The organism is Streptomyces sp. NBC_01288 (assembly GCF_035982055.1).
Taxonomy (GTDB): Bacteria; Actinomycetota; Actinomycetes; order Streptomycetales; family Streptomycetaceae; genus Streptomyces.
On the sequence record NZ_CP108427.1, the window covers coordinates 6523370 to 6535931 of the forward strand.

Genomic DNA, 12562 nt, shown 5'->3' on the forward strand with positions numbered 1-12562 from the left:
TCGGATCACCCCGTACAGGAAGATCAGACGCCTCGGGGCTGAGAGGCCGCTGGACGGCGCCTGAGCGGCGGCTGTGAAGGACGGCGGGGTTCTCGGCCCTTCGGCCCGGCCTCAGCGGCGCAGCGCCCCCACGACGCCTTCTACGGCCCTCAACACATCCCCGTTCCGGACGAGTTCGGCGATGTGCTCGATGTCGGTGTGGAAGACGCGGTCCTCGTCGACGGTCGGGACGGTCTCCCGGATTCTCGCGCGCAGCGCCTCCGCGGCCGGTGAGGGCGCGAGCGGGGCGAGGAGGTCGAGGGCCTGGACGGCGCACATCAGCTCGATGGCTATGACGTAGCCGAGTTTGCGCGTCGCGCGGTAGGCCTTCAGGGCGGCGAGATAGGCGTTGCCGACCGCGTCCTCCTGGTTGGCCGACGTGGTGACGTTGTCCGCGGACGCGGGCACCGCCAGGCCGCGCAGCTCCATGGTCAGGGCGGCGGCCGTGTACTGGGCGATCATGTAGCCGCTGTCGAGGCCGGGTTCGCGGACCAGGAAGGCGGGCAGCTCGCTGAAGTTGCTGTTGACCATGCGGTCGGTACGGCGCTCGGAGACCTTGGCCAGCACCGTCATCGCGTTGACCATGGTGTCGGCCTGGATGCCGACGTACGTGCTGTCGCAGTTCGCCCCGCTCAGCGCCTCCCCGTCCTCGCCCTCGGGGTGGGAAGATCGAGGCCCCGGCGCAGGGGCCGGGGTCGGAGCCCCTCGGTCCCGGCACTGGCCGGCACCGAAAGCCGCAAGCCTCAGGACCCGAGCGACGCTGACTTTCCGTCGCTGGGGAAGCGCTGATCGCCGGCGTTGTGGATATACTCGAACTCGATTCATATATCCAGGAGGTCTCCATGACCAAGACCCTGATCGACATCGACGAGGAACTCCTGGCCGAGGCAGCCATAGCGTTCGGGACCAAGACCAAGAAGGACACGGTCACCGCCGCGCTCAAGGAGGGCGTCGAACGCAAGAAGCGTGCGCTTGCCCTGGCCCGCCTCGCGGCCCGCGCTGACGCGGGGGACTTCGACCTGTTGCTGGACAAGGAGAACTACCGTCGATGAGCCCGGCCGCCTACCTCATCGACACCAGCGCCCTGGTCCGCATCCTGAAACTGCCGGCGCGGACCCTGTGGGAAAAGCCCTTGGCGGAGGGCCTGATCGCCCGCTGCCCACTCACCGAGATCGAGTTCCTGTACAGCGCCAAGAACGCCGAGGACCGGGCCGCCTTGGTCGACGACCTCGATACGCTTTTCTGCTGGACTCCCCTGGACGACCGGGCCGTGACCCGAGCATGGGACGTGCAACGGGAACTCACCGAGAAGGGGCGGCACCGGTCCGCGGGCGCGGTCGACCTGCTCGTCGCCGCGACCGCCGAACTCCAGGGGCTGACCGTGCTGCACTACGACAACGACTTCGAGACCATCGCCTCGGTCACCGGACAGTCGACCCAGTGGTTGGCACCCCCGGGCAATCTCTGACCCACCCCACCCCACCCCACCCCACGCCGCCGAGGCGCGGCACGCCCCCCATGGCATGCCGCGCCCCGTCCCCCGGACCCCCGTCGGTCAGACCCCCGGCACCGAAGGCAGCGCCCCCGTCCGAGCCGCCTCGCCGTACCACCGCGCGCTCGACTTCGGCGTGCGCGCCAGCGTCGCGTAGTCCACGTACACCGCCCCGAAGCGCTTCCCGTAGCCGTACGCCCACTCGAAGTTGTCCATCAGGGACCACAGGTAGTAGCCGCGCACGTCCGCGCCGTCCGTGATCGCGCGCCGCACCGCCGACAGGTGGCCGTGGAGGTAGGCGATCCGCTCCGGGTCGTGGACGTTGCCCTCGGGGTCGGGCTTGTCGTCGTAGGCCGCGCCGTTCTCGGTCACATACAACGGCAGGCCAGGGGCCTCCCTGGCGTAGCGCATGATCAGGTCGTAGAGGCCCGTCGGGTCGATCGTCCAGCCCATCTCCGTGCGCTCGCCCGGGGTCTGGAGGAACGCCACGTCGTCCGCGCCCGGCCAGGGGGAGTACGCGCTCAGGCCGTGGCCGTCGGCCCGCGGACCCGCCGGGGCCGACTCCGCCGCCTCCACCAGTGCCGGTGTGTAGTAGTTCAACCCCAGTGCGTCCAGCGGCTGGTGAATGAGCGTCAGGTCGCCGTCCCGGACGTACGACCAGTCCGTGACCGACCTCGTCGCCTCGAAGAGGGACTGCGGATACGAGCCGTGCAGCATCGGCCCGTGGAACACCCCGTTGGCCAGGTCGTCGATCTTCCGGGTCGCCGCCATGTCCGCCGGGGACAGTGAAGCGGGCCTGACCACCGCGGAGTTGAGGCTCACCGCCACGGAGTTCCCCGCCGGCATCGACGTGCGCAGCGCCGAAGTCGCCAGCCCGTGCGCCAGGTTGAGGTGATGGGCCGCCCGAAGCGAAGCGCCCGCGTCCGTACGGCCCGGCGCGTGCACCCCCGAGCCGTAGCCCAGGAACGCGCTGCACCAGGGCTCGTTGAGCGTGGTCCACCGCTCTACGCGGTCGCCCAGCGCCTCGCCCACGATCTGCGCGTACTCGGCGAACCGGTACGCCGTGTCGCGCTCCGGCCAGCCGCCCGCGTCCTCCAACTCCTGCGGCAGATCCCAGTGGTAGAGGGTCAGCGCCGGCTTGATGCCGTGCGCGAGCAACTCGTCGACCAGGCGGCGGTAGAAGTCCAGGCCCACCTGGACCGCCGGGCCCCGGCCGGTCGGCTGCACCCGCGGCCACGAGACCGAGAAGCGGTACGCCGTCAGGCCCAGGTCCGCCATCAGCGCCACGTCGTCGCGGTAGCGGTGGTAGTGGTCGACAGTGACGTCGGCGTGATCACCGCCCGCCGTACGGCCCGGCGTATGACTGAACGTGTCCCAGATCGACGGCGTACGGCCGCCCTCCCGCACCGCCCCCTCGATCTGGTAGGCGGAGGTCGCGGCTCCCCACAGGAAGGCAGGGGGAAAGGGCAGGGGTGTCAGGTCGGGCATGGAATCGCTCCCATGGGTCGAGTGGCGCCCATTATGCATGGGAGCGCTCCCATGAGCAAAGGGGTCGCTCCTCCCGATGTGTGCGCACGGTCGCCGAGGACATCGCTCCCGCCGAGGACACCGCTCAGGCCGACTCCCGTACCACCAGCCGCGTCGGCAGGACCACTTGGCGGTGATCGCCGCCGACCTCGTGGCGGTGAGCGCCCCCGCGTCGGGCGATCTCGTCCAGCAGAAGGCTCGCCATGGTGCGGCCCATCTCCTCCAGCGGCTGGCGGACGCTGGTCAGCGGGGGATCGATGTGCCGGGCCACGATCGAGTCGTCGAAGCCGACGACGGCCACGTCATCAGGCACCCGTCGGTCCGACGCGCGTAGTTCCAGCACGGCACCCGACGCCATCACGTCGGACGCGGCGAAGACGGCGTCGAGCCCGGGTCGCCGGCGCAGCAGCTCCCGCATGGCCGCGCGTCCGCCCTCCTCGCGGAAGTCGCCGTACGCGATCAGGTCCTCGTCGACGGTGAGGCCCGCGCTCTCCAACGCCTCGCGGTAGCCGTCGAGTCGGGCCTGGGCGGCGTCCATGTCCAGGGGGCCCGTGATGGTGGCGATGGCCCGGCGGCCCTTGGCCAGCAGGTGCTCGACCGCGATCCTGGCACCGCCGTTGTTGTCCGCGCGGACGTGCCCCAGGGGCTCCCCGTGGCCGCGCCGGCCGGCGAGCACGGTCGGCACGGCGAGTTCGTGCAGCCGGTCGGGCAGCGTGTCGCCGCTGTGGACCGCGAGGATCAGCACGCCGTCCACCCGGTGTGCCGACAGGTAGGTGGCCAGCCGCGCGTACTCCTTCTCGTCCGGTGTCAGTACCAGCAGCAACTGCATCTGCGCGATGGCGAGTTGAGCGGACACGCCGCGGATGATCCCCGAGAAGTAGGGCTCGGAGAAGAGCCGGTCCTCGCCCTCGGGGACGAGCACGGCGACCGAGTCGGTACGGCGGGTGGCCAGGGAGCGGGCGGCGGGGTTGGGGACGTAGCCGAGTTCGTCGATCGCCCGCTCCACGGCCGCGCGGGTGGGGGCGCTCACCTTGGGGGAGCCGTTGATGACCCGGGAGACCGTGCCGCGGCCGACGCCGGCGAGCGCGGCCACGGCGTTGAGCGTCGGGCGCCGGACGTCCGCGCGCGGGGGCGGCTGTTCGGCAGGGCTCATCGTTCACCTTCCGGCGATCAGTGGGGACTTGCCTCATTCTTGCCCAGAAAATCGGGCGACGGCCCGGACGGAGGACGCGGGCGCCGGGCTCGCGCGACGGACCCTTGGATCACCTGCGTGAATCCTGTGCGGGGCCGGTCCGTGACCGGTCGGTGACGCCTGGTGGAGCGACACATTCACGTGACGTGCGGAACACGCTTGCGCAACAACGCCGTTTTCAAGTCTTGACACCCGGCCCGGCACGAAGGAGTCTTCCGGCATGCCGCGTGGGAGCGGTCCCACGGAACCTCGGGGACTTCCTTCCGTGTGGACGAAACCACCAACGGCCCGTCCCTCTATCTCGCATGGCACACCGTTGACCAGCACCTTTTCACCGCACGTCCCGTGCTGTGGGCTGGCCGCTGCTCGAAACGAGAGGGCAGGTCCGGATCGCCGAGCCTCGGCGGTCCGATTCCTGAGACCCCGTTCCCCACTGGAACAAGGAGTAGTGGAATGCGCATCACCCGTACCGGCGGCGGCCACGGCCGCAGAGCAGCGGCCCTGACCACGACGGTCCTGACGGCCTCCGCCCTGCTGCTGACCGGCTGCAGCAGCGACGACAGCTCCTCGGACGCCAAGGACTCGAACGGGAACATCACTCTCACGGTGGCCGACTTCGGGCAGTTCGGCTACAAGGAAGCCGGCCTGTTCGCCCAGTACCACAAGCTGCACCCGAACATCACGGTCAAGGAGAACACCACCGCCAACGAGCAGGACTACTACCCGAAGCTTCTTCAGCAGCTGAACACGAGCAGTGGCCTCTCGGACGTCCAGGGCATCGAGGTCGGCCGGATCAAGGAGGTCGTCGACACCCAGGCGGCCAAGTTCGCCGACCTGAGCAAGACGATCAACGTGAGCGACTGGGTCTCCTGGAAGGAGAAGCAGGCCACCGCGTCGGACGGTTCGGTCATCGGCGCCGGCACCGACATCGGCCCGATGTCCCTGTGCTACCGCTCGGACCTCTTCAAGGCGGCGGGCCTGCCGAGCGACCGTGACTCGGTCGCCAAGGCCGTCGCGGGCGGCTGGGAGGACTACCTCAAGCTCGGCGAGAAGTTCAAGGCGAAGGCGCCCAAGGGCACGTACTTCATGGACTCCGCGAGCGCCATGTACAACGCGGTCGTGGGTTCCTCCGCGGAGCAGTACTACGACGCTTCCGGCAAGGCGATCTACAAGAACAGCCCCGCCGTGCAGCAGGGCTGGAACCTGGCCGCGGAAGCCGCGTCCAAGAAGCTGACCGAGGGTCTGCCCCAGTTCACCGACGCCTGGACGGCGGCGCTGCGCAAGGGCACCGTGGCCACCGTGGCGTGCCCCGCCTGGATGGCCGGCCAGATCTCCACCAACGCCGGTGACGCCTACAAGGGCAAGTGGGACATCGCCCGTGCGCCCGGTACCAGCGCGGCCAACTGGGGCGGCTCCTTCCTGGCCGTGCCCAAGAGCGGCAAGAACGTCAAGGCGGCCACCGACCTGGTCAAGTGGCTGACCTCTCCCGCGCAGCAGGCCGCCGTGTTCAAGGCGATCGGCGTCTTCCCGTCGAACAAGGGCGCCTACGACCTCGCCAGCGTGAAGAACGCGACGCTGCCGTACTTCAACAACGCCCCGATCGGCCAGATCTACGCCGACGAGGCGAAGGCCATCCCCGAGGCCGTGCTCGGCGCGAAGGACGGCACGATCAAGGACACGATCTCCACGCAGATCAACAACATGGAGCAGCGGGGCACCAAGCCCGCCAAGGCGTGGAAGGCCGCGACCGACTCGATCGACAAGGTGATCGGCTGACACAGGCCGCGGTGCGGGCGGCCCGGCGGCCGCCCGCACCGCGCTCCGTGCGTGGGGCCGCGCGGCGGCTCCCGCCGTAGGCGCGGGGCCGACCGCACCGGCCCCGCGCGTCAAGTGCCGGTCTTTTCCGCGGTGTTCGGCGCACACTCACCGGACGCCGCCGCACCGTGTCCGCCGGACCGGCGACCCGAGTTCGACGACGTGCCCCGGGCCGGGTGCCCGGCCCCGCGCCCGCCCCCTGCCCGTACCCCCCGGCCGAGATCCAGGGAAGGACTCCCTCCGTGGCAACCACAACCCCCACACGGGGTGCCCCCACCCCGCCACCCGGCGGGGTCGGCGCCGTGTCGAAAGAACCGAGCGTGTGGCGTACCCGCCTGTGGCGCCTCGACGACAAGGCGTCGCCGTACGCGTACATCGCCCCCTTCTTCCTCATCTTCGGTGCCTTCGGCCTCTACCCGATGCTGTACACGGGCTGGATAGCCATGCACCGGGTGGAGATGACGAGCCTGAGCCAGTCCGAGTGGGTCGGCTGGGACAACTTCGCCAAGATCCTCCAGGACTCCGAGTTCTGGACCGCGGTCACCAACACCTTCGTCATCGGCGTCATCTCGACCGTCCCGCAGCTCCTGATGGCCCTGGGCCTGGCCCACCTGCTCAACTACAAGCTGCGCGCCAGCACGTTCTGGCGGACGGTGATCCTCACCCCGTACGCCACCTCGGTGGCGACCGCGGCCCTCGTCTTCGCCCTGGTCTTCCGGGCCGACGGCGGCCTGCTCAACTGGGTGCTGCACTTCGTCGGCATCGGCAACACCGACTGGGGCAACGGGGAGTGGTCGTCCAAGTTCGCCATCTCGGCCATCGTGATCTGGCGCTGGACCGGCTACAACACCCTGATCTATCTGGCGGCCATGCAGGCCGTGCCCACGGACCTGTACGAGGCGGCCTCGATCGACGGGGCGACGCGCTGGCAGCAGTTCCGCAAGGTGACCATCCCCTCGCTGCGGCCGACGATCCTGTTCACGATCGTCATCTCGACCATCGGTTCCATGCAGCTGTTCGGTGAGCCGCTGCTGTTGCAGGGCGGCACGCTCGGCTCCACCGGAGGCAGCGAGCACCAGTACGAGACGCTCAGCATCTATCTCTTCAACTACGGCTGGAAGCTGGGGCACTTGGGCCCGGCCGCGGCCGTCGCCTGGGCCATGCTCGTCCTGCTGCTGCTCATTGCCCTGATCAACCTGATCGTCGGCCGGGTCCTGCGCAAGAGCGCGGCGTGACGGGAGCGATATCGATGACCACGACCAGTCCCACCCCCACCGCGCCGGACCTCGATCCCGCGCCACTCCCCGTCACCCCGGGCACGGGCCGCCGACGTTTCAAGATCGGCGCCGGCCAGCAGCTCAAGGGCGGCCCGTTCACCTACGCGGCCCTGATCATCGTCGGCCTGGGCTCGGTCTTCCCGCTGTACTGGACACTGGTGGCCGCCTCGCACGACCAGCAGCGGGTCCTCGACAGCCCGCCGCCGCTCCTGCCGGGCGGCCGGCTGTGGAGCAACCTCCAGTCGGCCTGGGACCAGGCCCACCTGGGGAAGGCCATCGTCAACACCGTCGTCGTGGCCGGCTCCATCACCGCGGCCACGCTGTTCTTCTGCACCCTCGCCGGTTACGCCTTCGCCAAGATGCGCTTCCGCGGTCGCGGCGCCCTGATGACCGCGGTCATCGCGACCCTGACGATCCCGCCCCAACTCAGCGTCGTACCGCTGTTCATGATGATGGCGGACATCGGCTGGGGCGGAAAACTGGAGTCGGTGATCTTCCCGACCCTCGTCGGTGCCTTCGGCGTCTTCTTCATGCGCCAGTACCTGCTGGAGGCACTGCCCTACGAGCTCATCGAGGCGGCCAAGGTGGACGGCGCGACCAACATCCGCATCGTGTGGAACGTGGTCCTGCCCGCCGCCCGCCCCGCGATGATGGTGCTCGGGATGCTCACCTTCGTGCAGGCGTGGAACGACTTCTTCTGGCCCTTCCTCGCCCTGAACCAGGACAACCCCACCATCCAGGTCGCGCTCGGCCAGCTCAGCGCCTCCTACACCCCCGACCAGAGCATCGTCATGGCCGGGGCGCTGATCAGCACCCTGCCGCTGCTGCTGGTGTTCGTGATCTTCGGCAAGCAGATCATCGGAGGCATCATGGCGGGCGCCGTCAAGGGCTGACGCCGACGTCAACCGCCTCTCGCGCAAGCCCTGTTCACCGTCCCGTACGGCCCGCTCCGCACGCGGGCCGTACCCGGCCGGGCGCCCGTCGTCGTGCCCCGTCCGCTTCCCCCCGCACCGCCGGACCACCGTCCGGCTTTTACCCACTCCACTTCGGGAGCGCTCACATGACTGCCGTACGACAGGAAACCAAGGCCGAGCCGGCCTCCGTCACCTCCTTCCCCCCGGGCTTCGTCTGGGGTGCCGCCACCGCCGCCTACCAGGTGGAGGGCGCCGCCGCAGAGGACGGCCGGACCCCCTCCATCTGGGACACCTTCAGCCACACGCCCGGGAAGGTGCGCAACGGCGACACCGGTGACATCGCCGCCGACCACTACCACCGGTACCGCGACGACGTGGCGCTGATGAAGGACCTCGGCCTGAAGGCGTACCGGTTCTCCGTCTCCTGGTCCCGGGTCCAGCCGACCGGCCGCGGGCCCGCCGTGGAGCGCGGTCTCGACTTCTACCGCCGGCTCGCCGACGAACTCCTCGCGGCCGGCATCACCCCCGTCGCCACCCTCTACCACTGGGACCTGCCGCAGGAGCTGGAGGACGCGGGCGGCTGGCCGCAGCGCGACACCGCGCACCGCTTCGCCGACTACGCCGAGATCATGGGCCGGGCCCTGGGAGACCGCGTCGGCCTGTGGACCACCCTCAACGAGCCCTGGTGCAGCGCGTTCCTGGGCTACGGCTCCGGCGTGCACGCCCCCGGCCGCACCGACCCGGCGGCCACCCTGCGCGCCGCGCACCACCTCAACCTGGGGCACGGCCTGGCGGTCGGGGCGCTGCGCGAGGTCCTGCCGGCCTCCGCGCAGACCTCCATCACCCTCAACCTGCACCAGGTGCGCCCGCTCACCGGCAGCCCCGAGGACGCGGAGGCCGCCCGCCGTATCGACGCGGTCGGCAACCGGATCTTCACCGGCCCCCTGCTCGACGGCGCCTACCCCGAGGACCTGCGCGCCGACACCGCGCACCTCGTCGACTGGGCGGAACTCGTGCGCGACGGCGACCTGGCCGAGATCTCCCGGCCCATCGACGTGCTCGGCGTCAACTACTACGCGCCGACCGTCGTCTCGGCCGGCACCGGCGACGGCACCACCAAGAACGACGGCCACGGCGCGAGCGACCACACACCGTGGACGGGCTCCGAGAACGTGGACTTCCACCTCGCCAACGACCACCTCACGGCGATGAACTGGGCGATCGACCCCAGCGGCCTGCACACCCTCCTGACCGACCTGGCCGCGTCCCACCCCGGGCTGCCGCTGATGGTCACGGAGAACGGCGCCGCGTTCGACGACTACGTCTCCCCCGAGGGCGTGGTGAACGACCCGCAGCGGATCGCCTACCTGCACGCCCACCTGGACGCCGTCCGCCGGGCGGTCGCCGACGGAGCGGATGTCCGCGGCTACTTCCTCTGGTCCCTGCTCGACAACTTCGAATGGTCCTACGGCTATTCGAAGCGCTTCGGCGCCGTCTACGTCGACTACTCCACGCAGCGCCGCATCCCCAAGGCGAGCGCCCACTGGTACGCCGGGGTGATCCGGGGCAACGCGCTGCCGACGGCCGGTGAGGACGGGTGAGGCCCGGCGGGCGCTGACCCCGGTCGACGAGGGACGATGGAGGGCGGGGCGTCCGGCCTCGACTGTTACATTCCTGGCCTGAAAGCTGCGAACGGAAGGCGGCGACCATGGCGGTCAGCGGTGGGCGGAACCGGGGCGGCAGGCGGCCGACCCTGGAGGAGGTCGCCGCCCGTGCCGGTGTGGGCCGCGGCACGGTCTCCCGGGTGATCAACGGCTCGCCCAGGGTCAGCGACGCGACCCGCGCCGCCGTCGAGGCGGCGGTCGCGGAACTCGACTACGTCCCGAACACGGCGGCCCGGGCGCTGGCCGCCAACCGCACGGACGCGATCGCCCTCGTCGTCCCCGAGCCGGAGACCCGCTTCTTCGCGGAACCGTACTTCTCGGACATGCTCAAGGGTGTCGGCACCCAACTGTCCGACACGGAGATGCAGTTGCTGCTCATCTTCGCGGGCAGCGACCGGGAGCGGCAGCGCCTCGCCCAGTACCTGGCCGCACACCGCGTGGACGGCGTCCTGCTCGTCTCGGTCCACGCGGACGACCCGCTGCCGGACCTGCTGGCCGCGCTGGAGATCCCGGCGGTGATCAGCGGCCCGCGGTCGGCCGCCGAGCCCCTGACCTCGGTCGACTCCGACAACTACGGGGGCGCCCGCTCGGCCGTGGAACACCTCCTGTCCCGCGGCCGCACCCACATCGCCCACATCACCGGCCTCCTCGACGTGTACGGCGCCCAGCGCCGCGTCGCCGGCTACCGCGAGGCACTGCTGGACGCGGGCCACGAGGTGGACGAACACCTCATCCAGCCGGGCGACTTCACCGAGGAGGGCGGCCGCCGGGCGATGAAGGAACTGCTCGCCCGCCGCCCCGACGTCGACGCGGTCTTCGCCGGCTCGGACGTGATGGCGGCGGGCGCCCGCCAGGTCCTCCGCGAGGAGGGCCTGCGCATTCCGGACGACGTGGCCCTCGTCGGCTACGACGACTCGGCCATAGCCCGCCACATGGACCCACCCCTCACCAGCGTCCGCCAGCCGATCGAGGAAATGGGCCGAGCGATGATCGACCTCCTCCTCGCGGAAATCGCGAACCGCCGCCCGGCGACACCCCGGAGCCCGGAACGACAACATGCCGTACTGGCAACGGAGTTGGTGACGCGGGCGTCGTCGTGACCGGCGACGCCGACTGGCCGCGCGAGTTGCCCGCCGTCGAGCCCTACCTCCGAACAGTGGGCGAGGTGTTCCGAGCCTTCCGCGAACAGGACTCCGGGTGCGTCTCCTACGGCGTTCAACTCCCGGACGGGGAACGCTGGTTCGTGAAGGAGGCGACAACTCCCGCCGCCCAGGCCTCACTTGACGGAGCCTGGACCTTCCACCGAGCCGTACGACACCAGGCGATCGTCCCGCAGCTGCATCGGATCACCGTGGCGGACAGTGGCCGTACGGCGGTCGTCATGCCCTGGATTCACGGCGAGACCCTCTACGGCCCCGCCCGCGCCCGCTTCCGCGCCCTGCCCCTCGCCTCCGTCCTCCGCGCGGTCGACCGCGTGCTGGACGCGCATCTCGCCGTGGAGGCCGCGGGGATGGTGGCGGTCGATCTCTACGACGGCGCGTTCCTCTACGACTTCGGCGCCGACGTCCTCCACCTCATCGACCTCGACGAGTACCGCCCCGGCCCCTTCGTCCTCCAGAGCGACCGGCTCCCGGGCTCGGCCCGCTTCATGGCCCCCGAGGAATGGCACCACGGCGCTCGCATCGACATCCGTACGACGGTCTACGCCCTCGGCCGCACCGCCCGCCTCCTCCTCGACGCGGGTGACGCCGAGCGCGCCTGGCGGGGTACGGCGGGTCAACTCGCCGTGCTGGAAAGGGCTACCCGTGTTGATCCCGCCGAACGGTTCGTGGGCGTAAGGGAGTTCACGGACGCGTGGCGCGCCGCCACCTGATCTCGCCGTCCTGCCACTCGTCGGTCGGCGTCAGGCCCGCCGCCGTGGCGACCGCCGCGGATGCCCGGTGGTCGGGGTGGATGTGCGCCACGACCGTAGAGACCGCCTGTTCTCCAAGCCACGACACCAGGCCCCGCGCCGCCTCGCTCGCCAGGCCTCGGCCCTGCCAGGAGGGCCCGACCACCCAGGCGATCTCCGCGACCGAACCCTCCTCCGTGACCGTTGCCTGGACCGTGCCCACCAGGCGGTTCTCCACCCGCAGGCGTAGTACCCAGTTGCACCAGACGGTGGCCGGGTCGAGGGAGCCCGCGGCGAGGCGGTCGTAGCGGGTCCGCAGGGCGTCGGGGGAGAGGGGTTCGCCGCCGATGTAGGTGTGGAGGGCGGGGGAGGACAGGACCGTGGCCATGTCCGCCGCGTGGGCCGTGCTCAGCGGGACGAGATCCAGGCGGGCGGTGCTGATGAGTTCGGTGTCCATGGCAGGCAGGCTCCTGGAAAACGAATCAGCCGGTGGCCTCGTTTCCGAGGCCACCGGCTGATTACTCAGGGTGAGTGACGGGACTTGAACCTGATTTTGTTACATGACTGACCTGCGGAGATGCGGAATCTCGGGTCAAAACGGACGCGTTCGGTGTCACTCGGTGTCGCTCGATGTCACTGGAAACCCCCCTCTGTTCCCGTGGGAACGGGTCGGTCTTGCAGTGTCGCAGGGCGGGCGCCCACTGAGTGCAGAACGGCCTTACCGAACCTCACGGGAAACGACAGCGCCCCC

General features: G+C 70.3%; 12 protein-coding genes. 8 read left to right on the plus strand and 4 right to left on the minus strand.

The annotated features are described in order from the left end of the window. Positions 1-111 precede the first annotated feature (111 nt). Entirely contained in the window at positions 112-864 is a 753-nt protein-coding gene (locus OG194_RS29455; RefSeq protein ID WP_327403794.1) for an aromatic amino acid lyase, read from the minus strand. A 17-nt stretch (positions 865-881) separates the two neighbouring features. Here OG194_RS29455 and OG194_RS29460 point away from each other — a divergent pair, with 17 nt between their 5' ends. Further along, positions 882-1091 carry a type II toxin-antitoxin system VapB family antitoxin gene (locus OG194_RS29460; RefSeq protein WP_327403795.1) on the plus strand — a complete coding sequence of 70 codons (210 nt, stop codon included), beginning with the start codon at positions 882-884 and terminating at the stop codon, positions 1089-1091. Beyond that, the gene (locus OG194_RS29465) at positions 1088-1507 is read left to right on the plus strand and encodes a PIN domain nuclease (protein WP_327403796.1); all 420 of its coding nucleotides are present in this window, start codon (positions 1088-1090) and stop codon (positions 1505-1507) included. Before OG194_RS29460 ends, OG194_RS29465 begins: the two co-directional genes overlap by 4 nt. A gap of 87 nt (positions 1508-1594) precedes the next feature. Here OG194_RS29465 and OG194_RS29470 read toward each other — a convergent pair whose 3' ends face one another. After that, entirely contained in the window at positions 1595-3019 is a 1425-nt protein-coding gene (locus OG194_RS29470; protein ID WP_327403797.1) for a GH1 family beta-glucosidase, read from the minus strand. A 124-nt stretch (positions 3020-3143) separates the two neighbouring features. After that, positions 3144-4211: a LacI family DNA-binding transcriptional regulator gene (locus OG194_RS29475; protein WP_327403798.1), complete on the minus strand. Its 1068-nt coding sequence runs from the start codon at positions 4209-4211 to the stop codon at positions 3144-3146. Positions 4212-4703: 492 nt separating this feature from the next. Here OG194_RS29475 and OG194_RS29480 point away from each other — a divergent pair, with 492 nt between their 5' ends. The 6 genes from OG194_RS29480 (at position 4704) to OG194_RS29505 (ending at position 11793) form a co-directional block, all read left to right on the plus strand. After that, a complete protein-coding gene (locus OG194_RS29480; RefSeq protein ID WP_327403799.1) occupies positions 4704-6026 on the plus strand; it encodes an ABC transporter substrate-binding protein in 1323 nt (440 codons plus the stop codon). A 281-nt stretch (positions 6027-6307) separates the two neighbouring features. Beyond that, the gene (locus OG194_RS29485; RefSeq protein ID WP_327403800.1) at positions 6308-7300 is read left to right on the plus strand and encodes a carbohydrate ABC transporter permease; all 993 of its coding nucleotides are present in this window, start codon (positions 6308-6310) and stop codon (positions 7298-7300) included. 14 nt (positions 7301-7314) lie between these two features. Continuing rightward, entirely contained in the window at positions 7315-8235 is a 921-nt protein-coding gene (locus tag OG194_RS29490) for a carbohydrate ABC transporter permease (RefSeq protein ID WP_327403801.1), read from the plus strand. A gap of 167 nt (positions 8236-8402) precedes the next feature. Beyond that, positions 8403-9857: a GH1 family beta-glucosidase gene (locus OG194_RS29495; protein ID WP_327403802.1), complete on the plus strand. Its 1455-nt coding sequence runs from the start codon at positions 8403-8405 to the stop codon at positions 9855-9857. A 107-nt stretch (positions 9858-9964) separates the two neighbouring features. After that, positions 9965-11020, plus strand: coding sequence for a LacI family DNA-binding transcriptional regulator (locus tag OG194_RS29500; RefSeq protein ID WP_327403803.1), 1056 nt, complete (start codon positions 9965-9967; stop codon positions 11018-11020). Further along, positions 11017-11793, plus strand: a complete 777-nt coding sequence (locus OG194_RS29505; RefSeq protein ID WP_327403804.1) for a serine/threonine protein kinase — start codon at positions 11017-11019, stop codon at positions 11791-11793. The genes OG194_RS29500 and OG194_RS29505 overlap by 4 nt, the downstream gene beginning before the upstream one ends. Here the strand turns inward: OG194_RS29505 and OG194_RS29510 are convergent. Next, positions 11765-12268: a GNAT family N-acetyltransferase gene (locus tag OG194_RS29510; RefSeq protein ID WP_327403805.1), complete on the minus strand. Its 504-nt coding sequence runs from the start codon at positions 12266-12268 to the stop codon at positions 11765-11767. The genes OG194_RS29505 and OG194_RS29510 overlap by 29 nt on opposite strands. Positions 12269-12562: the final 294 nt, after the last annotated feature.